General features: G+C 66.0%; 21 protein-coding genes and 2 tRNA genes. 12 read left to right on the top strand and 11 right to left on the bottom strand.

Annotated elements, in window-relative coordinates; all coding sequences use genetic code 11:
- A partial coding sequence (locus tag RMO25_RS05550; protein WP_309661605.1) for an aminotransferase class V-fold PLP-dependent enzyme occupies positions 1-468 on the bottom strand: 468 nt, incomplete at its 3' end.
- Positions 469-585: 117 nt separating this feature from the next.
- Here RMO25_RS05550 and RMO25_RS05545 point away from each other — a divergent pair.
- Positions 586-1,239 (top strand): alpha/beta hydrolase, encoded by a 654-nt coding sequence (locus tag RMO25_RS05545; RefSeq protein ID WP_309661604.1) that lies wholly within the window; start codon positions 586-588, stop codon positions 1,237-1,239.
- Positions 1,240-1,346: 107 nt separating this feature from the next.
- Here the strand turns inward: RMO25_RS05545 and RMO25_RS05540 are convergent, their stop codons facing one another.
- On the bottom strand, positions 1,347-1,514 hold the full coding sequence (locus RMO25_RS05540; RefSeq protein ID WP_309661603.1) for a hypothetical protein: 168 nt from the start codon (positions 1,512-1,514) through the stop codon (positions 1,347-1,349).
- 52 nt (positions 1,515-1,566) lie between these two features.
- Between RMO25_RS05540 and RMO25_RS05535 the strand changes: the two genes are divergently transcribed.
- Positions 1,567-1,815: a hypothetical protein gene (locus RMO25_RS05535; RefSeq protein WP_309661602.1), complete on the top strand. Its 249-nt coding sequence runs from the start codon at positions 1,567-1,569 to the stop codon at positions 1,813-1,815.
- Here RMO25_RS05535 and RMO25_RS05530 read toward each other — a convergent pair.
- Positions 1,794-2,768: a threonine/serine dehydratase gene (locus tag RMO25_RS05530; RefSeq protein ID WP_309661601.1), complete on the bottom strand. Its 975-nt coding sequence runs from the start codon at positions 2,766-2,768 to the stop codon at positions 1,794-1,796. The genes RMO25_RS05535 and RMO25_RS05530 overlap by 22 nt on opposite strands.
- Positions 2,769-2,966: 198 nt before the next feature.
- Here RMO25_RS05530 and RMO25_RS05525 point away from each other — a divergent pair, with 198 nt between their 5' ends.
- The 4 genes from RMO25_RS05525 (at position 2,967) to RMO25_RS05510 (ending at position 7,156) form a co-directional block, all read left to right on the top strand.
- Entirely contained in the window at positions 2,967-4,199 is a 1,233-nt protein-coding gene (locus tag RMO25_RS05525; RefSeq protein ID WP_309661600.1) for a type III PLP-dependent enzyme, read from the top strand.
- 93 nt (positions 4,200-4,292) lie between these two features.
- Complete coding sequence (locus RMO25_RS05520; protein WP_309661599.1) at positions 4,293-5,360, top strand: 1,9-bis(guanidino)-5-aza-nonane synthase; 1,068 nt, start codon at positions 4,293-4,295, stop codon at positions 5,358-5,360.
- 139 nt (positions 5,361-5,499) lie between these two features.
- Positions 5,500-5,946 (top strand): MAPEG family protein, encoded by a 447-nt coding sequence (locus RMO25_RS05515; protein ID WP_309661598.1) that lies wholly within the window; start codon positions 5,500-5,502, stop codon positions 5,944-5,946.
- Positions 5,947-5,953: 7 nt separating this feature from the next.
- A complete protein-coding gene (locus RMO25_RS05510; RefSeq protein WP_309661597.1) occupies positions 5,954-7,156 on the top strand; it encodes a glycosyltransferase family 87 protein in 1,203 nt (400 codons plus the stop codon).
- On the opposite strand, the gene RMO25_RS05505 is transcribed toward RMO25_RS05510, so the two are convergent.
- From RMO25_RS05505 to RMO25_RS05485, 5 genes are read right to left on the bottom strand one after another with little or no spacing between them, the layout of a single operon-like run.
- A complete protein-coding gene (locus RMO25_RS05505) occupies positions 7,075-8,247 on the bottom strand; it encodes a class I SAM-dependent RNA methyltransferase (RefSeq protein WP_309661596.1) in 1,173 nt (390 codons plus the stop codon). The genes RMO25_RS05510 and RMO25_RS05505 overlap by 82 nt on opposite strands.
- Positions 8,244-9,599, bottom strand: a complete 1,356-nt coding sequence (locus RMO25_RS05500; RefSeq protein ID WP_309661595.1) for an NAD(P)H-hydrate dehydratase — start codon at positions 9,597-9,599, stop codon at positions 8,244-8,246. Before RMO25_RS05500 ends, RMO25_RS05505 begins: the two co-directional genes overlap by 4 nt.
- An 8-nt stretch (positions 9,600-9,607) precedes the next feature.
- Entirely contained in the window at positions 9,608-10,414 is an 807-nt protein-coding gene (locus RMO25_RS05495; RefSeq protein ID WP_309661594.1) for a 4-(cytidine 5'-diphospho)-2-C-methyl-D-erythritol kinase, read from the bottom strand.
- Positions 10,411-12,048, bottom strand: coding sequence for a tetratricopeptide repeat protein (locus tag RMO25_RS05490; protein ID WP_309661593.1), 1,638 nt, complete (start codon positions 12,046-12,048; stop codon positions 10,411-10,413). The genes RMO25_RS05495 and RMO25_RS05490 overlap by 4 nt, the downstream gene beginning before the upstream one ends.
- 19 nt (positions 12,049-12,067) lie before the next feature.
- Positions 12,068-13,717 (bottom strand): electron transfer flavoprotein-ubiquinone oxidoreductase, encoded by a 1,650-nt coding sequence (locus RMO25_RS05485; RefSeq protein ID WP_309661592.1) that lies wholly within the window; start codon positions 13,715-13,717, stop codon positions 12,068-12,070.
- Between the two features lie 92 nt (positions 13,718-13,809).
- Here RMO25_RS05485 and RMO25_RS05480 point away from each other — a divergent pair, with 92 nt between their 5' ends.
- From RMO25_RS05480 to RMO25_RS05455, 6 genes are all read left to right on the top strand, one after another.
- Positions 13,810-14,520: a uracil-DNA glycosylase gene (locus RMO25_RS05480; RefSeq protein WP_309661591.1), complete on the top strand. Its 711-nt coding sequence runs from the start codon at positions 13,810-13,812 to the stop codon at positions 14,518-14,520.
- Positions 14,517-16,301 (top strand): lytic transglycosylase domain-containing protein, encoded by a 1,785-nt coding sequence (locus tag RMO25_RS05475; protein ID WP_309661590.1) that lies wholly within the window; start codon positions 14,517-14,519, stop codon positions 16,299-16,301. The genes RMO25_RS05480 and RMO25_RS05475 overlap by 4 nt, the downstream gene beginning before the upstream one ends.
- A gap of 41 nt (positions 16,302-16,342) precedes the next feature.
- Positions 16,343-17,413, top strand: coding sequence for a PA0069 family radical SAM protein (locus RMO25_RS05470; protein ID WP_309661589.1), 1,071 nt, complete (start codon positions 16,343-16,345; stop codon positions 17,411-17,413).
- Between the two features lie 69 nt (positions 17,414-17,482).
- On the top strand, positions 17,483-18,904 hold the full coding sequence (locus tag RMO25_RS05465; RefSeq protein WP_309661588.1) for a M28 family peptidase: 1,422 nt from the start codon (positions 17,483-17,485) through the stop codon (positions 18,902-18,904).
- 22 nt (positions 18,905-18,926) lie between these two features.
- Positions 18,927-19,211, top strand: a complete 285-nt coding sequence (locus RMO25_RS05460; RefSeq protein WP_309661587.1) for a hypothetical protein — start codon at positions 18,927-18,929, stop codon at positions 19,209-19,211.
- A 41-nt stretch (positions 19,212-19,252) separates the two neighbouring features.
- Positions 19,253-19,329, top strand: a tRNA-Pro gene (locus RMO25_RS05455).
- 156 nt (positions 19,330-19,485) lie between these two features.
- Here RMO25_RS05455 and RMO25_RS05450 read toward each other — a convergent pair.
- The 3 genes from RMO25_RS05450 to RMO25_RS05440 form a co-directional block, all read right to left on the bottom strand.
- Positions 19,486-19,557, bottom strand: a tRNA-Ile gene (locus tag RMO25_RS05450).
- A gap of 49 nt (positions 19,558-19,606) precedes the next feature.
- Complete coding sequence (locus tag RMO25_RS05445) at positions 19,607-21,097, bottom strand: histidine kinase dimerization/phospho-acceptor domain-containing protein (RefSeq protein ID WP_309661586.1); 1,491 nt, start codon at positions 21,095-21,097, stop codon at positions 19,607-19,609.
- A gap of 231 nt (positions 21,098-21,328) precedes the next feature.
- Positions 21,329-22,579, bottom strand: coding sequence for a tetratricopeptide repeat protein (locus RMO25_RS05440; protein WP_309661585.1), 1,251 nt, complete (start codon positions 22,577-22,579; stop codon positions 21,329-21,331).
- Positions 22,580-22,818: the final 239 nt, after the last annotated feature.

The following is a 22,818-nucleotide window of genomic DNA, read 5'->3' as shown; positions in this document are numbered from 1 at the left end:
CGCCCGGACCATCGCGGCGACCTCCGCGATCGGCTGGATCACGCCGGTTTCGTTATTGACCTGCTGGACCGCGACCAGCGCCGGCGCGCCCGTAAGCGCCCGTTCGAGCTCGGCCAGCTCGACGAGGCCTCGCTCATCGACCGGAATGGGTAGCGCATCGGGCCCCATCGCGGCGACCACTGCCTCATGCTCGGTCGCACCGATCAGCCGCCGCTCCGCCTTGGCTCGCGCCGCGACAATTGCAATGGCTTCACTCGCCCCCGACGTAAGGATGACGTCATGGCGCCAGTCGAGCGCTCCGGCGATGGCGGCCCTCGCCGCCTCGAACGCGGCACGGGCGGAGCGCCCTTCGGCATGCGGCGAGCTCGGGTTGGCCCAGGCGCCAAGCGCATCGGCCATCGCCGCCCGCGCCTCGGCAAGCACCGGGGTGGTCGCCGCATGGTCGAGATAAATCCGGTCGCGAGCCATGAGAAGTGAAGGTTTCCTGCCGATTGCCAGTTGAAGCGCGCTCCCTATATAGGACCAGCTGCCGCGGCGCACCCGTCGGCGCAAGCACCCGATTTCTTACGCGAGCACCCATTTTCCATGCCCGAAGTGATTTTCCCAGGCCCCGAGGGCCGCCTCGAAGGCCGGTTTCATCCTGGCCTGCGCCCCCGCGCACCGGTGGCGATGATCCTGCATCCACATCCCAATGCCAACGGCACGATGAACAACAAGATCGTGCAATTGCTCTACCAGACCTTTGTCCGCCGCGGCTTTGCGACGCTTCGCTTCAACTTCCGCGGCGTTGGCAAGAGCCAGGGCATCTTCGACAAGGGCATCGGCGAACTGTCCGACGCCGCGTCGGCGCTCGACTGGGTCCAGTCGATTCACCCCGAAGCGGAAACCACCTGGGTCGCGGGCTTCGGCTTCGGCGCGTGGATCGGCATGCAGCTGCTGATGCGCCGGCCGGAGATCAAGGGCTTCATCTCAATTGCGCCGCCGGCCAACATGTTCGATTTCAGCTTCCTCGCGCCGTGCCCGTCATCCGGCATCATCATCCAGGGCGAGGTCGACGAAGTGGTCACCCAGGGCGCGGTCCAGAAGCTGGTCGACAAGCTGCGCACCCAGCGGCACATCACCATCCATCACGACACCATCCCCGGCGCCAACCACCACTTCGCCAATGAGCTCGACCTCCTCATGAAGAGCGTCGACGATTATCTCGACATGCGCCTCGCCAAGGATTTGAAGCGCTAAGTCTCCTCCCCTGCAATTGCAGGGGACGTGGCGCGCCGGAGGCGTGACGGAGGGGCCCCTCCACCAGCTGCGCTGGTCCCCCTCCCCTCGAAATTGAGGGGAGGAGACTAAATCGTCCAGATTAGGACGTTGCCGACCAGCACGACGGCGGCGACGATCATCAACACACCGCGAGTGCGATCTTCACGATGCAGGGCGAGCTTCACACCGCCTGCGGTCAGGGCGAACGCGGCGAGCATCGCCAGCGCCATAGCGGCGGCAGAGACATCACCCACGCCTTTATCTCCCTTCACCAACACTTAACGATCTTGGTCCAAAATCAAGGACATGGCCACTGCAGCGCAGCAGGCGCGCCTCGAAGAGGCGTTCGACCGGATCGAGGAAACGATCTTGCCGTGCATCGCAATGATGCTCGAAACCCTGCTCGACGCCTCGACGACCATTGCGCAAACCAACCCCAAGGCGCTCGCCGCCGAGCTCCAGACGCTGGCCGCCGAGCTCGAGGAATTGACCCGCACTGTCGAAAGGTCGAATCCACATTTCGAAGCCGGCGACTACCGGGCGTCCACCGCCTGATCTTCGCCAACCATCCGCGCGTGCAGCGCCGGATCGATATTGCCACCCGACAGCACCGCCACCGTTCCCTCGCCGAACTCGACCTTGCCGGCGAGCAGCGCCGCGAGAGCGATCGCACCGCCCGGCTCGACGACCAGCTGGTGTTCGGTCCAGGCGAATCGGACTGCGTCGGCGACTTCTTGTTCGCTGACCGCCATTGCCGTCACGCCCCGCGCCGTGAGAATCCCGAACGTGATCGGCGAAACGCGCAGCGTCTGCAGCGCGTCGCACAAAGTTGGCGGAGCGTCGTTGGCGACCGGCACGATCTCGCCCAGCTCCAGCGAATGACGCATGTCGTCCCAGCCTTCGGGCTCGACGCAAACGATGGCGGCGTCCGGGCAGGCCAGCGCGATTCCCGACGCCAGTCCACCACCCCCTGTCGGCACGACAATTCGGCTCGGCGGCGGCGCGCCTGTGCCTGCCAGCTGGTCGAAGATTTCCAACCCGGCAGTGCCCTGGCCAGCGATAATCATCGCATCGTCGAAGCTTGGCACCACGGTCGCGCCGGTGGCGGCGGCCAGTTCGGCGGCAATCGCGGCGCGGTCCTCGGTCCGGCGGTCGTAGAAGACGATTTGCGCGCCCTCCGCCCGCGTCCCTGCCACTTTAACCCCCGGCGCGTCCGATGGCATCACTATGGTCGCCGGAATGCCGAGGCGTTGGGCAGCGATGGCCACGCCACGCGCATGATTACCCGACGAGAATGCAACCACGCCGCGCCGCCGCTCCTCGTCATCGAGTTGCAAAAGCCGGTTGGTTGCGCCGCGCAATTTGAACGAGCCACCGGTCTGCAGGCACTCGCACTTCAGCCAGACGTCCTGCTTATGAATTCTTGCCTTGACTAATGGCGTTCGTTTCACCTCCCCAACGATACGATCGGCGGCCTCGAGGACATCTTTTCGGCTGACTTCAGTCACTTACCCAACCTCTTGGAATCACGGCAAGACTCGGCAAACTGTGGCGCATCGGGGACAGACTGGCCGCTTCGCCCGTCTCAAATCCCAAAAAACCTTTACTTAACCGACCCCCATCCATATATCGCGCTCCCGCTGCCCCATGGGACTTCCAACCGCAAGGCAGCTTTTGTCGAACGAACCTGTTGGAGGTCCCTTGAGTTGTACAAACATCATCGCGCGCTGGGGCTAGCGACCGCCCCGTCCGGCACCCGCAACGGTGTCGATATCGCTAAGTTGCGCCCGGCCCAGCCGGTAACGCTCCTTCGCCCGCACGCTGCCCGGCGCGCGGCGCGTTTTTTCGTCGAGAAATTCCCCGGCCGGTCGCTCTATGCGGTGAAGGCCAACCCGTCGCCGGACCTGCTCCGCATCCTGTGGGATGAGGGCATCACCCATTACGACGTCGCCTCGATCGGCGAAGTACGGCTGGTGGCGCAAACGCTGCCCGAGGCCGTGCAATGCTTTATGCATCCGGTCAAAGCCGAGGAAGCGATCGCCGAGGCTTATTTCGATCACGGCGTGCGGGCGTTCAGCCTCGATTCGCTCGACGAGCTCGACAAGATCATGCGCGCCACCGCCACCGACGGCGTCGCCGCGACCGACCTTGCCCTGTTGGTCCGCCTGCGGGTCAGCTCGCAGCATGCCAAATTGAGCCTCGCGGCGAAGTTTGGCGCCGACCCGCGCGACGTCAAGCCGCTGTTGTTCGCCGCCCGCCAGGCCGCCGACGCGCTCGGCATCTGCTTCCACGTCGGCAGCCAGGCGATGACCTCGGCCGCCTTTTCCGAGGCGATGGTCGAAGTCCGCAACGCCATCGTCGAAGCCTCCGTAACGGTCGATATCGTCGATGTCGGCGGCGGCTTTCCATCGTCCTATCCGGGCATGGAGCCGCCCCCGCTCGAAGCCTATTTCGACGTCATCCACGAAACCTTCGAGGCGCTGCCGATCAGCTACTCGGCGGAGCTGTGGTGCGAGCCCGGCCGCGCGTTGTGCGCCGAATATGGCAGCCTGGTCGTCCGCGTCGAGAAGCGCCGCGGGTCGGAACTGTACATCAACGATGGTGCTTATGGGGCGTTGTTCGATGCCGCCCACCTCGGCTGGCGCTATCCCGTGCGGCGGCTCCGCGACGCCAAATCGACGGTCCGGCCGATGGAATTCAGCTTCTACGGCCCGACCTGCGACGATCTCGACCATATGGCGGGGCCGTTCGAGCTGCCGGGTGACGTCGGCGCGGGCGACTATCTCGAAATCGGCATGCTCGGCGCGTACGGCTGCGCGATGCGCACGGGATTCAACGGTTTCGGGGTCGACAGCGCCGAAATCGTCGGCGACGAGCCAATGGCCTCGCTCTACGGAGCCGCCGAACCAGCCAAGCGTTCGAAGGCCGTGAAGCGGTAGCATTTGTACCCCGGCGAAGGCCGGGGTCCAGTCCAACGCATACCGTCTGGACCCCGGCCTTCGCCGGGGAACAGTCTGCATTTGGAGTAAATAATGACCACCGAAACGCTGATCGAACCCCAGGTCAACGACACCCGCAAGGCCGCTCTGTTGTCGAGCCCGGTCGAGCATATCGACATCACGCAGTTCGACGCGCGCCCGATCGTCGAGGCGATGAGCAAGATGAGCTTCACCAGCCGCGACCTCGCCCGCGCCACCGGCCTGTACAATGCGATGCTCGAGGATCCCGATTGCTCGATCATCCTGGCGATCGCCGGCTCGACCTCGGCCGGCGGCTGCATGGACCTCTATGCCGAGCTCGTCCGCTCCAACATGGTTGACGCGATCGTCGCCACCGGAGCGACCATCGTCGATATGGATTTCTTCGAAGCGCTTGGCCACAAACACTACCAAGCCAATGAAATTCCTGACGATGATACGCTGCGCTCGCTATTGATCGACCGCATCTACGACACCTATATCGACGAGACGCAGCTGCAGGATTGCGACTTCACCATCGGCAATATCGCCGACTCTCTGGAGCCGCGCCCTAACTCTTCGCGCGCCTTCATCCGCGAAATGGGCAAATGGCTGCTCGCCAACGGCAAGAAGGACAACAGCCTCGTCAAGCTGGCTTACGAGCATGACGTGCCGATCTTCTGCCCGGCGTTCACCGACAGCAGCGCCGGGTTCGGCCTGGTCAAGCACCAGGTCGACGCGATGAAGCGCGGCGACCCCTATATGACGCTCGACAGCATCGCCGACTTCCGCGAACTGACCGACATCAAAATCAAGGCCGGCACCACCGGCTTGCTGATGATTGGCGGCGGCGTGCCCAAGAACTTCGCCCAGGACACCGTGGTGTGCGCCGAAATCCTCGGCCACGAGGATGTCGAGGTGCACAAATATGCGGTCCAGATTACCGTCGCCGACGTGCGCGATGGCGCCTGCTCTTCGTCAACGCTGCAGGAAGCGGCGAGCTGGGGCAAGGTGTCGACCGCCCAGGAGCAGATGGTGTTCGCCGAAGCGACCTCGGTGCTGCCGCTGCTGGCATCCGACGCGTATCATCGCGGCGCCTGGCGCAAACGCGCAAAACGCCGCTTCGCGACGCTGTTCGACTAGCTTTTCACGTCATTGCGAGCGGAGCGAAGCAATCCAGCGACTCATGGATTGCCGCGTTGCTTTGCTCCTCGCAATGACATTGCGCGCGACCGATATCTGCCGCACACTCCTCGGCGTTCACTCTGGGGGGAGATGATTCATGGAATATAGCCCAATTCTTGCGCCCGTCGTGGCGCTGGTCGCGTGGTCGCTGGTGGTCATGCTGTGGATGGTCGTGACGCGCATGCCGGCGATGAAGAAAGCCGGGATCAGCCTCAACGGGCTGGTCGGCGGCCGCGGCGCCAACCTCGAAGGGGTCGTTCCCGACGAGGTCCAGTGGAAATCACACAATTACATGCATTTGATGGAACAGCCGACGCTGTTCTACGCGATCGCGCTGACGATCGCCCTGATGGGCATGGGACATGGCATTAACTATTGGCTGGCCTGGGGCTATGTCGGCTTGCGCGTGATCCACAGCATCGTCCAGGCGACGGTCAACATCGTGATGTATCGCTTCGCTTTGTTCTTCCTGGCGTCGCTGTGCCTGATCGGCCTGACGATCCACGCGGCGGCACGGATCGCGCACGATTGCGGGTTGATCTGACCGCGCGATGAGCGACACCGCCGAGCGTTTGCGGCTCCTGACCTGGGCAGCCGTCGTGCTGTTCGTCGCTTATGGCGTGGTTTACGTCACCGGGCTCGATTTCACCCATGGCCTGCCGCGCGATGGCAAGCTCCACGTTGTCGGCCGCGATTTCCTCAATTTCTGGATGTACGGTCGCGCCGCTGGTGAACCCAATCCGGGGCGCTATTACGACCTCGCAACTTATTGGGCGGCGACCGACGCCATCACCGGCCCCGGCTATCCGCAGCAACTCTGGTCCTACCCGCCGACCGTGATGCTGTTGGCCGCGCCGTTCGGGTTGATGGCCTATTTGCCCGCGCTGGCGCTGTGGACCGCCATCGGCATCGCCATCTTTATCTTCGGACTTCGCCTGTGGACCCGGGATCCGCGCTATATCGTCCCGCTGTTGCTGTCGCCGGCGGCGATCTTCGGGCTGGTTTCCGGCCAGCTCGCGCTGGTCGTCACCGCCGCCATGCTTGCCGTGCTGCGCTGGCGCGAAACTCGCCCGCTCCTGGCTGGCGTCACCCTCGGCTTGCTCACTCTCAAGCCGCAGCTAGGCCTGTTCTTCCCGGTCCTCCTGCTCGCCACCCGCAGTTGGAAAATAATCGCCGCCGCCGCGGTGACCGGGATCGGCCTCGCCCTGATTACCGGGTTGATCTGGGGCAGCGACGTCTGGTTCGCTTATTTGAACCACGGCATTGCCAACCAGACGCAGATCCTGACCGATTCCGAAAATCTGAGCGAGCTGCACATGGCGACCTTGTTCATCAACGCCCGCTCGGCCGGCCTGACGATCGCCGCGGCAGGGGCGGTCCAGGCGGTCGCTTCCGTCCTCGCGGTAGTGCTGGTGTGGATCACCTTTGCGCGCCGCCCCCCGGCCGACGACCTTCGCGCTAATGCGATCTTCCTCGCCTGCGCGGCGTTCGGCACGCCCTACATGATGTCCTACGACACTTTGCCGCTGGTCGTGGCGATGGTGCTGTTGATGCCAATGGGCACCGCCGGGCGCCTGCTGACCTTGCTGGCGTGGGGCCTGCAGCCGCTGCAGTTCGCGTTCGGCCTGTTCCATTTGCCCGGACCGGCGCTGGTGCCGATCATCATCGCGCTTTACTTGGTGAAGCAGCCGGCCAGTTCGACGTGGGTCGACCAGCGAAACTGGCCGACCGGCCGCACCCAGGCGAGCGCATAGCCGCCGTCGGCCAGCGTCTTGGCGTCACGCGCGTAGGTTGCCGGGTTGCAGCTGACATAGGCGATGCGCGGCACTGCCGAAGCCGCGAGATTAGCGACTTGCTCGGCGGCGCCCGCCCGCGGCGGATCAAGCACGACGACGTCGAAATTGGCCAGTTCGCCAACGTCGAGCGGACGGCGATAGAGGTCGCGATGCTCAACGGCGATCGCCGGCGCCGCCCGCTTAAGCGCCAAGACCGCGTCGCGCGACGCTTCGGCGGCATAGACTTGGCCGGGCAGCGCCAGCGCAAATGTGCCGAGACCCGCGAACAAATCGGCGGTCCGTGTCGCCTCGCCGACCGCCTCGCATACCGCGGCGGCGAGTACCGCCTCGCCGTCCTCGGTTGCCTGCAGAAATGCGCCAATCGGCAGCGCCACCGGCCGCCCCGACAGGGTCGCCGTCACCGGCACCGGCTCGTAAAATGCCTCCGGCCCCAGGCCTTGGTCGAGGCTCATTCGGGCGAGCTGTTGCTGGGTGCAGAATTCGGTCAGCGTCTCGATCGCCGCCAGCCCTTCCACACCGACGCCCTTGAGCAACACATCGACGCCCTGGTCGGCCATCGCCAATTGCACTTCGCCGCCTCGCCGGGGCTTCAACAGAGCGCCGAGTAGCTCCCGGAGCGGCGCCACCAGCGCGAACAGCTCGGGCCGCAGGATATGGCATTCGCGCAGGTCGACGATCTGGTTCGACCGCGCGGAGTTGAAACCGATGACGGCGCGCTGCCCCAGCTTCAGCGTGCGCAGGCTGGCCCGGCGACGGCTGCGCGGCGGCGACAGATGCGGCTCGCGGATTTTGGTTACGAGGCCATGCTGGGCCAGGGCGCCGGCGATCCGCGCCGCCAGATAGTCGCCGTACGCCGCGTCATCGACATGCTGCAGCTGGCACCCGCCGCATGCGGGAAAGTGACGGCACGGCGGCACTTGGTGGTGTGGGCCGGCAACGATGCTGCCGTCGTTCGCGATCGTGTCGCCCGGCACCGCGAAGGGAAAATGGCGGCCGCTCTCGGTCACGCCTTCGCCGCGCGCGGCGATGCGCACGATGGTTTCGGTCATGACAAAGACGCGAGCGCTTGCGGAATGGCGGCAGCGAGGTCGTCGGCGATCATCTGCGGCCCGGCCAGTTCCGCCGCGCGGCCATGCAACCAGACGCCGGCGCAGCCAGCCTCGAACGGCGCCAGGCCGCGCGCCCGCATCGCCGCGATCATGCCCGCCAGGACATCACCCGTCCCGGCGCTCGCCAGCCACGCCGGCGCCGGCGGGGCGAAGCCCAACCGCCCGTCGGGCGACGCAACCAGCGTATCCGGCCCCTTGAAGACAATCACCGCGCCGCCCAACCCGGCCGCTTCCAGTGCGCGTTCCGCCTTCGACCCGGTGATCTCGGGAAACAGGCTCGTAAATTCGCCTTCGTGCGGCGTGAGAATCGCGTCCTGGCCGCGCAGCCGCTCGGGATCGCCGAGATGCGTAATGGCGTCGGCATCGATCACCTTGGGCGCCTGGCTGGTCAGCGCGAGCGTGATGAGTTGCGGGATTTCGCCCATCCCCGGGCCGACCAGCAGGCAACCGATCCGCGGGTCGTTGACCTCGGCGGTATCGACCTGGACCACGGCGGCAGGCAGGCCGTTGATCGGATGCGAGGTGCTCACCCGCACATAGCCGGCGCCCGCTCGCGCCGCCGCCGTTGCCGCCAGCGCAATCGCCCCGGGCATCTTGCCGGCCAGCATGTGCACCAGCCCCCGCGAATATTTGTGCCCACCGGGGTCGAGCAGCGGCAATTGCGGCGCTGCAATCTCATGCCAATCGAGATCCGCTGCGATGCCGATGTCGGCGAGCACCACACGGCCGCATTTGTGCATCGCCGGATGGAGCAGGTGCGCCGGCTTCAACGCGCCAAAGGTGACGGTGAGATCGAACGCATGCAGCGCACTGAGCTGGACCCCGCTGTCGGCGTCGGCGCCGCTCGGCAAGTCACAGGCTACCGCTACTGCAGCCTCATGCACCAGCTCGGAAAGCAAAAGACTGACAGTATCATCGAGACCGCGCTTAAGGCCGGTTCCGAACAAAGCGTCGATCAGCAGCGACGCGCTTTTGGTGTCTTGCGACAGGGTTTCGACCTCGCCGTCCCATTGTGACCGTGCCCATATCGCCGCGGCCGTTTTGGGGTCGGCGAGCGCCGCGACTCGAACCACAACCCCGCGCCCCTGTAAGTGTCGCGCCGCGACATAGCCGTCGCCGCCATTATTGCCCGGCCCGCACAGGATCAGGGCCGACTTTGGCCCGGCAAAGCGATAGGCCGCTTCGGCCAGCGCCGCCCCGGCCCGCTCCATCAGTGTCTCGACCGACGTGCCGTCGTCGATCGCCGCCTGCTCGGCGGCGCGCATCGCGGCGGCGGTGAGGATCGGGCGCATGTCGCCCCCTAGCGCAATCGGGTCGCCAGATGCCACCACGGCGGCGGAACATGGGTCGCGGCCAGATCTCGCGCGGCCTCGTCAGCGAACAGCGCAAAACAGGTCGCGCCACTCCCAGACATGTGCACGACCTCGGCCCCGGCCTGTCCCCGCAGCCAGTGCAGCACGTCGGCAATCTCCGGCACCAGCGAAATCGCCGCGACCTCCAGGTCGTTGCGCCCCTCGCGCCAGTCATCGAGCGGTCCGCGATCCATGCCGTCCCACCGTTCAAACACCGCTTTGGTCGACAGCGGGGCGCCATGGTTGATGAGCAAGACCGGGGTTCCGCCAAGGCCAAGCTCGATCGGTCCGACCTGATCGCCGGTGCCGTCTCCACGACAACTTTGCGACAGCAGGCACGCCGGCACGTCGGCCCCGAGCAAAGGAGCAACCTCGACCGCCACCGATGCGGGAATTGTCCACATCCTTGTCAGCAAGCGCAACACCGCTGCTGCGTCGGCTGATCCGCCGCCGATTCCAGAGGCCACCGGCAGGATCTTGATCAGCTGCAACCTCGCGCCAGCACTGACGTCCGTAGCCAGCCTGAACAACCGCGCAGCTTCGATCGCCAGATTGGCGTCATCATCGGGTATGTCCGCGGCGAACGGCCCGCTGACGTCCAGGGACAGGCTATCCGCCCCTTCTGCGCTCAGGGCATCGCCATCTTCGCAAAAGGCGAAGATCGTCTCGATGGCGTGATAACCGTCGGCGCGCTTACCCCGGACATGGAGCGCCAGGTTCAGTTTGGCGTAAGCGGTCTCGGTAAGTCGACTCAAGGCGCGGCGGTGGCTGGGGTCAGGCCGGCCGCGATCTTCAAGCGGATCCGCGCCGCGACATCATCGTCGGCGCTGATCAGCGCGGCGTTCCACGCGAACCGCGCTTCATAGCGCCGCCCGATCGAAAACAACGCGTCGCCGAGATGCTCGTGAATCTCGGACTGCTGCGGATCCTTGGCCGCGGCGCGCTCGAGCGTTGCGATGGCGTCGGCAAAGCGCCCGCGCTTGAACAAGGCCCAGCCCAGCGAATCGGTGATCGAGGCATCGTCGGGGGCCAGCGCGCTGGCTTTGCGGATCATCGCCTCGGCGGCATCGAGGTCTTCGCCCCGCTCCAGCTTCGCATAACCGAGGAAATTGAGAATCAGCGGTTGCTCGGGGGACAGCACCAGTGCCGCCTGCAACGCCTGCTTGGTTTCCGGCCAGCGCCCCGCCGCTTCCAGCGCGGTCGATTGCAGCAGGAGCAGCGGCCACAGGTCGTTCGCCCGGCCTTGCGCCCGAGTCAGCCCGATCGCCCGCCCGTAAGCGTCCGCCGCTTCATTATAGCGCTTGCTCGACTGCAACACGTCGCCCAGCCGCGCGAAGTCACCGGCCGTGGCGTCGCGCGTCGTGGTCGTCGATCGAGCCAGGGTCAGCGCTTCGTCGAACCGCTTCTGGTCGACGAGGATGCGCGCCGCGGCATCGCGCGCCTGCGGAGCGAGCGGATCGGACAAAGGTACCGCATTCAGCACCACCAGCGCGTCGGCGACCTGGTCCTGGTTTTCCAACAGCAGCGCCAGCAACACCGCACCGGCGCCGTTGCGCGGGTCGGCGTAGCGGGCGATTTGCACCATGCTGATCGGCAAGGCGCGATTGTTGATCCGGTTGAGGTCGACGGCGAGCCCGAGCAACAGCTCCGCATAGGCCCTGGCCGGCTCGTCGATGGCCAGGCCGATCCGCTTGCCGGCCAAGATGCGCAGGCGGGCCGGGCCGCCGTCGGTGCCCATGCCGTCGATCATCGCCTGGGCGCGCGCTTGGTCGCCGGCGGCCAGGAATCCGTCGGCCAGTGCCAGCCGCAACCGATTCTCGCGACCGCCGGCGCCAGCGATGGCCTGGCGCGCGAACGGCTCGGCCTCGGCCGCGCGGCGGAATTTGAGCAGGATGAAGGCCCGATTCTCAACCCGGAACGGGCCCAGCAGGCTGTTGGCCGGGATCTGGTCGATGGTGCCCAGCGCCGTATTGAGGTCGCGCCGTTCGACCGCCGCCCACGCCTTGAGCAAGGGTTCGAGGAATTGCAGATTGGCTTCGTCATTGGCGCCGGAGATGAACGGCATCGCCCGCTCCGATTGCCCGCGGCGCAATGCATCGGCGATCAGCAACAGCCGCGCATCGGTGGTCCAATCGGCTGGCTTGATCTGGCGCACCAGGCGCAGCGCCAGCGGCATGTCCCCGGCCCCGATCGCCTCGCCCAACGCCTTGCGGCTGATGGTCGCGTCGCCAGCGGTACGCTCGGCCAATCCCGCCAGCAGCTGCGCAGCACGATCATGGTCGCCGCGCATCGCCGCCGCGCGCGCCTCGACATAGGTCAAGCCGGCGCTTGGGGAGATCGCCGCTTGGGCGTCGGTCGCCGTGGTGGCGACCAGCGCCGCCGCGATCATCCCCGCAGGGCCGATCCATCTACATGTTGGGATAGTTTGGCCCTCCTCCGCCTTCGGGTGTCACCCAATTGATATTCTGCGTTGGGTCCTTGATGTCGCAGGTTTTGCAGTGGACGCAGTTCTGGGCGTTAATCTGCAACTTTTGATGACCGTCGCCGCCGTCGACAAATTCGTAAACGCCCGCCGGGCAGTAATGCTGCTCGGGACCGTCATAGACCGGCAGATTGATCTGCGTTGGTACCGCGGCATCCTTGAGCGTCAGGTGAACCGGCTGATTTTCTTCGTGATTGGTATTCGACACGAACACCGATGACAGGCGATCGAAAGTCAGCACGTCGTCGGCCTTGGGATAGACAATCGGTCGGGCGTCTTTCTTCGGCTTCAGGCGCGTGTGGTCGGCGTGGTGTGGCAACGTCCACGGCAGGCTCAAGCCCAGCTGGCCAAGCCACATGTCGAACCCGGCATAAAGCGTGCCGAGCATCCCGCCCCACCGCGCCACCGCCGGCTGGACGTTGCGGACCAGGCGCAATTCCTTGTCGATCCAGCTCGATCGCAGCGCTTTGGGATAAGTCTCGAGCCGGTCGGCGCTGCAGTCGGCGCCAATCGCCGCGAACGCCGCCTCGGCCGCCAGCATCCCCGACTTCATCGCCGTATGCGAGCCCTTGATCCGTGGCACGTTGACGAACCCGGCCGAACAGCCGATCAGCGCCCCGCCCGGGAACACCAGCTCGGGAATCGCCTGCCAGCCGCCCTCGTTGATTGCCCGCGCGCCATAAGAGACGCGCTTGCCGCCCTCGATTTCGGCGCGGATCGCCGGATGCGTCTTCCAGCGCTGGAATTCCTCGAACGGCGACAGATAGGGGTTGTCATAATCCAGCGCGACGACGAACCCCAAAGCGACCTGGCCGTTCTCCTGATGATAGAGAAATCCCCCGCCCCACGCGTCGGTAAGCGGCCAGCCCTGGCTGTGGATAACTCGCCCTGGCTTATGTTTGTCCGTAGGAATGTCCCACAACTCTTTGACACCAAGCCCAAAAACCTGCGGTCCGCTGTCCTTGCGCAAGTCGAAAATGTCGGTCAGCCGCTTGGTCAGATGGCCGCGCGCGCCTTCCGCGAAAAAGGTATAGCGGGCGTGGAGCTCAATGCCCGGCTGATAGTCGGGGCGGTGGGCGCCATCGCGGGCGATACCCATGTCGCCGGTCGCCACGCCCTTTACCGCGCCATTGTCGTGATAGAGGATTTCGGCGGCGGCAAAGCCGGGGAATATCTCGACCCCGTATTCTTCCGCCTGCCCGGCCAGCCAACGGCAGAAATTACCCAGGCTCAGCGTGTAGCAGCCCTTATTGTGCATGAATGGGGGCAGCATCCACCCGGGCATCGCCCACTTGCCGGCCTTGGTCAGCAGCCAATGATGGTTTTCGGTCACCGGCACATTGAGCGGTGAGCCCTTGTCCTGCCAGTCGGGGATCAGCTCGTTCAACGCCTTGGGATCGAGCACGGCACCGGACAGGATGTGCGCCCCGACCTCGCTGCCTTTTTCGAGCACGCAGACGGTGACCTCCCGCCCCGCTTCGGCCGCCAGCTGCTTCAGCCGGATCGCCGCGCTGAGCCCGGCCGGGCCGGCGCCGACGATCACCACATCATATTGCATTGATTCGCGGCTGGTCATCGGTTTGGCTTTCGTCGCGCGGGCAAGGCGTTTTGCCCGCTTATGCCCTGCCAATTCCTTGACCGCGCCGTCAATGACATTGAAGGTGGCGCATGAGCGGGGAAGACCAGGGATATAGCGCGGCCGACGCCGCCAGCACGCTGGGCTGGTGGCTGCAGGCGGGTGTCGATGTCGCCATTGCCGAAAATCCGCGCAACTGGCTCAAAGCGACGGCGGCGCCGCCGCCCAATGTCCGCCAGCCCTCCGCTTTGGCGGTCAGCCAGGCGCTTGAGACGCTGCATCTGTTTCGCGATTGGCTGGGGTCGGCGCCGTCTTTGCCCCTCGCCGCCGCTGGGACGACGCGAGTGATGCCCCAGGGCCAGGAATCCGCGCCAGTGATGCTGGTCGCGGAAATGCCGGCCCGGGAAGACGCAGCCGAAGGTAAGCCGATCGGCGGCGAGGCCTGGCATTTGATGGCGAAAATGCTCGCCGCCATCGGCATTCCGGCCGCGGACGCCTATACCGCGACGTTGGCCTGCTTCCATGCGCCGGGCGCCAGAATGGGTGCCGAAGAACTCGCCGAATGTGCGGACATCGCCCGGCAGCATGTCACGCTCGCCAAGCCGAAGCGCTTGCTGTTGCTCGGCGATGCACCATCGCGCGCGTTGCTAGGCAAGCCGCTCGCCGCCGCCCGCGGCCATGTTCACAAGGTCGAGGGCGTGCGCGCCATCGCGACCTTCCACCCGCGCTTCCTGTTGAACCGTCCGTCGGACAAAGCGCTCGCCTGGCGTGACCTGTTGCTGCTGATGGAGGATGACGCTTGAGGTTGCACCTGCTCGCCGGTGCCGCTTTGCTGTGCGCGCACCCGGCTTTCGCCCAGGACCCGCTGGCGCCGATCACCGATCAGCCCGCCCCCGCCGAGAAGCCCCAATTTACCCTGCCGCCACCACCGCAAATCATCATCGCGCCGCCTCAGTCCCCCGTGGTCAGCCCCACACCCGCGCCGCCGCTGATTCCGATCCCGCGCGACTGGCTCGGCGTGTTCGCCGCCATCCGCAGCGGCAATTGGGCGTCCGCCGACGCCGGCATCGCCTTGCTCCCGCCCAGCGTCCTGTCGCCGGTCGCCTGGGCCGAACTGTACACCGCCCGCGGTTCGCCAACGGTCGACCTCGCCCGCCTTGAGGCGCTGCTCGCCGAAGCGCCCGATCTACCGCAGGCCGAACAATTGGCGCGAATGGCTCTCGCCCGGGGCGCCACCACCAGCCCCCTGATCGTGCCCCGGAAACCGCTCATGTTCCTGGGTTCGGCGCCGGCCCGGTATCGCGCCCGGCCGGTTCAGGGCGAACCCGCCGCCGACGAACTGCGCGCCGCGCTCGATCCGTTGGTCAAGGCCGACGATCCGGCCAACGCCGAGTTGCTCCTGACCCAGGCCGCGCCTTTGTTGTCGCTCGAAGCCCGCGCGGAAGCCGGGCAACGCGTCGCCTGGGCCTATTATTCGGACGGCCGCGACGCCGATGCGCGCCGCGTCGCCGACACTTGGCGCGTCGGCGCAACCGGCGACTGGGCGACCCAGGCGGCGTGGATTTCCGGTCTGGCGTCATGGCGTCAGTCGGATTGCGAAGCGGCGTCGCGCGCATTCCGCGAAGTCGCCGCGATTGCCCGCGAGCGCGAGCTCAACGCCGGCGCTTATTATTGGGCGGCGCGGTCGGAACAGATGTGCCGGCGGCCGCAATCGGTTGCCCCGCTGCTCAAGGCTGCGGCGCGGTCCAACGAAAGCTTTTACGGGCTGCTGGCGCGCGAGACGCTGGGCATGGACACCCGGCTGCCGGCTGGCCCGCCCGGCGCCGGTGCCGATGTCGAAAACCTGCCCAACGTCCGCCGCGCGGTTGAGCTGGCCAGGATCGGCGAACGCCCTTTGGCCGAGGAGATGCTGCGCCACCAGGCGCGGATTTGCCGACCATCGGAGCACCACGGCCTGATCGAGGTGGCAAGACGCCTCGATCTCGCCGGCGCCCAATTCTGGCTGGCGCACAACGGTCAGCCGGGCGCCATCTCTTTTCCGCAAGATGCTTACCCGATGCCGCACTGGACGCCGCTGACCGGCTGGCGAGTCGACCCGGCACTCGCTTTTGCCCACATCATCCAGGAATCGACCTTTCGCACCGACGCCGTCAGCGCCGCCGGCGCCGTTGGGTTGATGCAGGTCCGGCCCGGCACCGCCGGGGACATGGCGCGCGCCCAAGGGCTGGCCTTTTCGACCTCGACGCTAACCGATCCCAGCTACAATCTGGAATTCGGCCAAAGCTTCATCGAGGCAATGCGGCGGTCCCCGGCCACCGGCGGCCAGTTGCCGCGGATGATGGCCGCCTACAACGCTGGTCCGCTGCCAGTTGGACGCTGGGCGGCGATCCCCGGCCAGGGCGATCCTTTGTTGTGGATCGAAAGCATTCCCTATTGGGAAACCCGTTATTATGTGCCGGCGGTATTCCGCAACCTGTGGGTCTATCAAGGGCTGGCAAAGGCCGAGACGCCGACCCTGGCCGCCATCGCCCAGCATCGCTGGCCGGCCTTCCCGACGAGCCACACCAACCTTTCCGTTCGCTAATTCGTTCTTGATATGTTCCGGTATTGGCGTATCGAACAGGGATGCCGGTCGAGTCGATCCGTGGGCGCGGAGCAACGCGCAACAGCACGCCAACGCGCTTCAACCTGAAGGAGCGCGAGGCCGACGGCGATTGGCTGGATTCAGTTGAGGCGCTGGACGGGATCACCCCGCGCCAGACCACCGTCACCATCGAACACCCCAAGACCATCCTCACACGCAACACATCGCCCGACATCGGCTTCGACCGCTCGATCAATGTGTTTCGAGGGTGTGAGCATGGCTGCATCTATTGTTTCGCCCGGCCGACCCACGCCTTTCATGATCTGTCGCCCGGCGTGGATTTCGAATCGCGCTTGTTCGTCAAGCCCAAGGCCGCGCAATTGCTGCATTCGGCGCTGTCGCGGCCGGGCTATGACTGCGCGCCGATCGCCATGGGCACCAACACCGATCCCTACCAGCCGATCGAGGAACGCTGGCGGGTAACCCGCGCGGTTCTCGAGGTGCTGCTGGAAACCCGCCATCCCTTCACCATCACCACCAAGTCCGACCGCGTGCTGCGCGACCTCGACCTGCTCAAGCCCGCCGCCGAGCTCGGCATCGCCGCGGTCGCCATTTCGGTTACCTCGCTCGACCCCAGGATCAGCCGGACGATGGAGCCGCGCGCGCCCAGCGGCGCCAAGCGCATCGACGCCATCCGCCAGCTCAACGCCGCCGGCGTCCCCTGCTACGTCGCGATCGCCCCGGTCGTGCCGCAGATCACCGATCATGAACTGGAAGCGATCGTGGAGGCCGCGGCCGGCGCCAAGGCGGCCGGTGGCTTCTACCTTCCCGTGCGTTTGCCGCACGAAGTCGCGCCCTTGTTCCGCGCCTGGCTCGCCGACCATTACCCCGACCGCGCCGCCAAGGTGATGGCGACTATCGCCGCTATGCGCGGCGGCCGCGACAACGACCCCAACTTCTTCAGCCGGATGCAAGGGCAAGGTCCGTGGGCCGACCTTATCCTTACGCGCTTTGCCATCGCGGCGAAGAAACATGGCCTGCCCCAGGCCAAATTCCCGCTCCGCCGCGACCTGTTTCGGCCGCCGGAAGGCGCGCAGATGCGGTTGCTGTGATTGCATGGCGGCGCAATTTGGTTTCTTGCCGCGATGACTCCCCGCACCCCCCTGCTTTAGGCGATTCCCATGATCCGAACCCTGATTGCAACGCTGCTGCTCGCGACCGCTGTTCCGCTCGTCGCCCAACCGCTGCCGACGCCAACCCCGGCGCCGTCGGGCAAGCCAAGTTATTTGCCGACCGTGCCGAAGGCGGTGGCCGACATTCGCGATGCCGCGCTCACCGATAATTACGCCTGGGACCTCGTCGAAGGACTGACGACTGAAGTCGGCCAGCGGATGGGCGGGACCGAGGCCGAGGCACGGGCCCGGGCCTGGGCGGTCGCCAAGTTGACCGCCATGGGATTTGCCAACGTCCACGTCGAACGGTTCGCCCTGCCGGTGTGGACGCGTGGGGCCGAGGCGGCGGAAATCCTTGCCCCCTTCCCGCAAAAGCTGGTCGTGGCGGCGTTCGGCAACAGTGCGTCAACGCCCGCCCAAGGCATCGTCGGCGAAGTCGTCGGCTTCGACAGCCTGTCCGACCTGATCGCAGCGCCCGATGCCGCCGTGCGCGGCAAGATCGTCTTCGTGTCGCACGCCATGCCGCAAACCCAGGACGGCTCGGGCTATGGCTTCTTCGGCGGGCCGCGCCGCCAGGGGCCGAGCATCGCCAGCCGCAAGGGTGCGATCGGCATCGTCGTCCGCTCGATCGGCACCGACCATCACCGCAATCCGCACGCCGGCGGCCAGATATTCGAAACCGGCGTCGCGCCGATTCCGGCCGGGGCGCTGTCCCTGCCCGACGCCGAGCAGCTGCAACGAATCCTGAAGCGCGGCCAGCCGGTGACCATGCACTTGACCTTGGTGTCCTCAATTCGCCCGGGCGACTCGGGCAATGTCATCGCCGAAGTGCCGGGACGCGACCCGACGGCGCCGATCCTGATGGTTGGTGGCCACCTCGACAGCTGGGACCTCGGCACTGGCGCGATCGACGATGGCGCCGGCGTCGCCATCACCGCCGCCGCCGCCAAGCGGATCATGGATGCCGGCCGACCGCTGCGCACCATCCGTGTGGTCTGGTTCGGCGCCGAGGAAATGGGCATCTATGGCGGCATGTTCTACCAGGACCTCCACGGCCGCGAAGGTCACTACTCGATCGCCGAAAGCGATTTTGGCGCCGACCGCATCTGGAAAGTCGACAGCAAGTTCGGCAAGCCGCGCGAGGCCGAGGGCAAGGCCCTGCAGGCGGCGCTTGCGCCGCTCGGCATTGTTCCTGGACCGCTCGACGAGGCCGACGGTTCCGACATCGGCCCGATGATCGAAGGCGGCATGTCGGCGGTTGGCCTGAGCCAGGACGGCACCAAATATTTTGACTTGCACCACACTCCGGACGACACTCTCGACAAGATCGACCCCGAAGCGTTGCGGCAGAACGTGGCGGCGTGGACGGCGATGCTGGCGGTATTATCGGGCGGGATTGAGCCGCAGCCGAAAGCCCGCAAGCGGCGTTGAAGCTATCCCAAGGAGAATTACCATGCGCACCGCAATCATCCTCCCGGTCTTGCTGCTGGCGGCCTGCTCGTTGAGCAAGGACCCGAACAATAATGCCGTCACCCTCGGCTACGACAATGGCGCGGTCGAGAATGGCACCAAAGTCGTCGCCACCGAGGCTGGGAAGATCGCCGGCGACATCGCCAACGACGTCAGGGACACCGGCAGCAAGATCAAGTCCAAGATCGACGAACACACCGCGGACGGCAACGCCGCCGGCAATGCGGCGACCAACGAAACCGCCGACAAGCCCGCCAAGAAGCATTAGCGTTGGAAGAAGCGGGCGACCGCTGCTAACGGACCCGGGTTCGGGGAGTGGCGCAGCCTGGTAGCGCATCTGCTTTGGGAGCAGAGGGTCGCAGGTTCGAATCCTGTCTCCCCGACCATCATTCGAGTTGCCGAGCGCAGCGTGGCAATGGCAACGCCATTGCGAGCAGCGCGAAGAGCCAACGAGAGCCGGCCGACGACCCGCGAAGCGGGATCGATCGACGTCACGGATTCATTCCGTGACGGCCCGGACATTCGTAGTTGGGATGCGCCGGTGGGCCCGGAGGGAATCGAACCCCCAACCTAGCCGTTATGAGCGGCCGGCTCTACCGTTGAGCTACAGGCCCCGCCCGGCTCATCCGCGTTAGCGGTGCCGGGACCGGCCACGCAAGCGGCTTACAATTCCGGCAGCGCCAAAGTGATGCGCGCTTTGGTGATGGTCAGGTCACCGCCGGCAATCCGCGCCAGCCCGCGGACCAGCCGCAGGCCGAAACTCCCGCCCAGGTCGCCATCCCCGGCCCCCAGCTGTGGCGGCGGGCGAACCCACAGCAGGCAGCGGCCGGAACGATTGTCGACGTGGATGACGAGTTGCTCGCCGTCTGCCGCGGCGGCGAAGATCGCATCGCAAAATCGGGTCACCAGGCGCTCCGCCAGCGCCGGTTCGATGGCGCAGCGGCGTTTGCGGGTTTCGATCGACAGTTCGAGGTGCGGCGCATTGGCCGAAGCCCCTTGCCGCATCGCCACCGCGATCTGCTCAAGCAACACGGCAAGATCGGTTCCGCTGCCCGGGCGGTTGCGGTCGGCCTGCAGCTTGGCGGCAAAATCGAGATCGTCGATCGCCGACAGGAGCAACTTGGCCTGGGCGACAATTTCGGCCGCGCGGGTGCGATACTGGCGATCGGCCGGGCCCAGCAGCTGACTGTCGATGATTTCGGCAAAACCGATGATCGCGTTCAGCGGCGTCTTGATCTCGTGGACCAGCTCGCGCAGCGAATTGGGGTCGCTCAGCAACGGATGCTGGCCACTGAGCGCCGGGTCGTAACCCCCATTGGCTTCGCGCAGGGCGATGCCGCGATAGCCGGCGAAGCGGCCATCGGCCGGTTCGAAGGCCGGGACACCGCTGATCTTCCAGGCGCCGGCCAGGCTCCCCTCGCCCGGCAGGGAAAGCTGCGCATCGCGAAACGGCGCCCGCATGGCAAAGGCCCGGACCACCTCGTCATCGACGCCTTCACCGTCTTCTGCGCGCGCGATGGAACGTCCGACCAACGGTCCGCGAGGCGCGCTTTCGACCCAGGCAATTTCACCCGACGGCCCGCATTCCCAGCGGAACAGTACCGGAGCGCCGGTCGGAGCCGGTATCTGCCGGTTATCGGGCGAATATGCCGGCGCTGGCAGCACCCGACCTCGGCGGAGCCGTTCGATGCGCGCGACAACATCGCTGATCGACGGAATCGCCTGGCCGCGGTCGATGCCAGCTTCGACGAACGGTTCTGGCGTTGCCGCGGGTTCGACCGGCGCAGGCGCTGGAATATCGGGATGCAGGGTGGCGATGAACTGGCGGGTCTCGTCGTCAACGACGCCCAGCAGGGCTTGCCACTCCTGGGGCTCGAGCCGTGCCGCGGCCAGCATCGGCGCCGACACCGCCAATTTGTCGATCGCGAACAGCGCCACCAGCTCATAAGGCAGCGGCAAGGCCGCAACCGCCCGCGCCGCTGCCGACCGCAACGCATCGTCGACCTGTGGCCGGTCGGCTCGGATAAGCTCCAACGCCTGCTCGACCAGCGGATTGTCGGCCTGACCGCCGGCGCGCGCGACCAGATCGACCAATTGGCGCCAGCGCACCGCACGGTCGTGCGGATCGCTCGCTGGTTGGTCCAACACAGTCATCAGGCGGTCATCGAAGCGCACAGGTTAATTCCGCGTCCTTGGTCGAGGCATGGACGCGCGGTGTATCGGACCCTTGGACGCGCGTAAGGCTCAGGCGCTTAACCATCCCGAAATGGCACAGGACTCGATGGGGCACAAAATGCTCGGCGGTCGAAGGTTTTGGCGTCGCTTCCAGAGACAAAAAGGGGTGCCGGCGACCACCGACACCCCAATGTCGTCGTCGTCGTTCAACTAGGTCCGGGTGGCGAGATAAACCAGCCAGAATTTGGCCAGCTCGGCCTGCGGGCCAGCGACCGTCTTTAGCGCCGCGGTGGCCCCGGCCTGGTCGCCCGACCGGGCGAGCGCCATGCCGAGATGGAGGTTGATGAGATTGGCGTCCGCGCCGGATTTGCTCAGCGCCGCCCGGTAAAGGTCGGCCGCTTTGGCATATTCGCCATAGCCATAATAAGCGTCGCCGGTCCTGACCGCGAGCTTGGCCGCTGGGGCTGCGCGCGCTTCGGTCGCCAGTTGCGGCAGTTCAGCGAGGAGCAGCACCTTGCTGGTCCTGATCGTCGCGATCACGGTGCGGAACAGCGGCTTGGTCGGGTCCAGCTGCTTGGCCGCGATGGCCTCGTCGAAGACTGCTCGCGCCTCGCCGGGTGACGAACCTTCGGCGTTCTCGGCAAAGGCGTAAAAATCCGTATCGCCTTGCAATGCCCCGGTAACCCGGGCGAGCCGCAAGGCGTCGAGCGTTTCGGACGGACCCAGATTGCCGATCTTGCGATAAACCCGAAGGGCATCACGCCAATTGGCGACTGTCGGATAAGCCGCAACCCATTGCCGGCTAAGGTCGACCGCGCTGGGAAGATTGGCATTATAGGCCAAAGCGACCACGCGCTTGTACCAGCTCTCGTCGGCTTTTTGCCCGGCCGCGGTCTTGGCCTGCACGGCTCGTTGGACCAGCCCGATCGCGACATTGGTCTGACCCTGCGAAATTCGCGTCTCCGCCAGCAGGATGAGCGCATCGGTGTTGGCGGGATCGATCGCCAGCGCGCGCTCGAACGAAGAGGCCGCCGGGGCGAACTGGTTGTGCTTGTACTGGAGCTTGCCCAGAGCGGCGTACAAGGTCGGGGTTTGGGCCTGGTCGATCCCGCCCGAGGCGATCAACGCCTCGATCGCCGCGCCCTGCGCTGTTTCGTCATTCGCGGCGACCGCCACTTTCAGCTGCAACTGGGCGACCAGGAGCTTTTCATCCGTCGAGGTGACGACCGCCTGTGCGGCGGCGAGCTTGGCGGGGATAGTGGCAACGTCATTGGCGTTTACCGCCGCCTGCAGTTCGGCGATCGGCTTCATCGCGGCTTTGGAGACCTTGATCTTGCGCGGCGCCGGCGCCGCCTCTGGCGCCGCCGTCGGCGTCTGCGCCGCGCTCGCCGTTTCAACACTGCCGATTTGCACCGCGGTGGTGGCGAGCGCCAGCACACCGATCGTCAAAATGGGTTTCATCAAACTCTCCTGGATTCGCGAAAGTAGGGCAAGGCTGGGGCGAGCCCATAATGCCGCAAGCGGCCGTCGCCAAGCGTTTGGCGCCAGCCGCGTGAACCGCAATTGAACCTGCCTCTGACTGGGCCCGTCGGCGGGCTGGCCAGCCATGCGTGTACGCGCGCGCGGGGTGGCGCTGACGGTCCTGATCGGCTAGTGGATTGACGGCGGGGGCGCGCCTGGTGGCGCTGCTTGCGCCTGTG

Origin of the sequence: Sphingomonas sp., from assembly GCF_031361285.1 — a bacterium.
In the GTDB taxonomy this organism is placed as follows: domain Bacteria; phylum Pseudomonadota; class Alphaproteobacteria; order Sphingomonadales; family Sphingomonadaceae; genus Sphingomicrobium.
The sequence above is the reverse complement of the archived record's forward strand: the minus strand, read 5'-3'. Positions and strand labels throughout refer to the sequence as shown.

What these genes read in the sequence shown, in the direction of transcription:
- RMO25_RS05545 (WP_309661604.1), top strand. Translation starts at nt 586, where the DNA reads ATGCCCGAAGTGATTTTCCCAGGCCCCGAGGGCCGCCTCGAAGGCCGG.
- RMO25_RS05535 (WP_309661602.1), top strand. Translation starts at nt 1,567, where the DNA reads ATGGCCACTGCAGCGCAGCAGGCGCGCCTCGAAGAGGCGTTCGACCGG.
- RMO25_RS05520 (WP_309661599.1), top strand. Translation starts at nt 4,293, where the DNA reads ATGACCACCGAAACGCTGATCGAACCCCAGGTCAACGACACCCGCAAG.
- RMO25_RS05515 (WP_309661598.1), top strand. Translation starts at nt 5,500, where the DNA reads ATGGAATATAGCCCAATTCTTGCGCCCGTCGTGGCGCTGGTCGCGTGG.
- RMO25_RS05510 (WP_309661597.1), top strand. Translation starts at nt 5,954, where the DNA reads ATGAGCGACACCGCCGAGCGTTTGCGGCTCCTGACCTGGGCAGCCGTC.
- RMO25_RS05505 (WP_309661596.1), bottom strand. Translation starts at nt 8,247, where the DNA reads ATGACCGAAACCATCGTGCGCATCGCCGCGCGCGGCGAAGGCGTGACC.
- RMO25_RS05500 (WP_309661595.1), bottom strand. Translation starts at nt 9,599, where the DNA reads ATGCGCCCGATCCTCACCGCCGCCGCGATGCGCGCCGCCGAGCAGGCG.
- RMO25_RS05490 (WP_309661593.1), bottom strand. Translation starts at nt 12,048, where the DNA reads ATGATCGCGGCGGCGCTGGTCGCCACCACGGCGACCGACGCCCAAGCG.
- RMO25_RS05485 (WP_309661592.1), bottom strand. Translation starts at nt 13,717, where the DNA reads ATGACCAGCCGCGAATCAATGCAATATGATGTGGTGATCGTCGGCGCC.
- RMO25_RS05480 (WP_309661591.1), top strand. Translation starts at nt 13,810, where the DNA reads ATGAGCGGGGAAGACCAGGGATATAGCGCGGCCGACGCCGCCAGCACG.
- RMO25_RS05470 (WP_309661589.1), top strand. Translation starts at nt 16,343, where the DNA reads ATGCCGGTCGAGTCGATCCGTGGGCGCGGAGCAACGCGCAACAGCACG.
- RMO25_RS05465 (WP_309661588.1), top strand. Translation starts at nt 17,483, where the DNA reads ATGATCCGAACCCTGATTGCAACGCTGCTGCTCGCGACCGCTGTTCCG.
- RMO25_RS05460 (WP_309661587.1), top strand. Translation starts at nt 18,927, where the DNA reads ATGCGCACCGCAATCATCCTCCCGGTCTTGCTGCTGGCGGCCTGCTCG.
- RMO25_RS05445 (WP_309661586.1), bottom strand. Translation starts at nt 21,097, where the DNA reads ATGACTGTGTTGGACCAACCAGCGAGCGATCCGCACGACCGTGCGGTG.
- RMO25_RS05440 (WP_309661585.1), bottom strand. Translation starts at nt 22,579, where the DNA reads ATGAAACCCATTTTGACGATCGGTGTGCTGGCGCTCGCCACCACCGCG.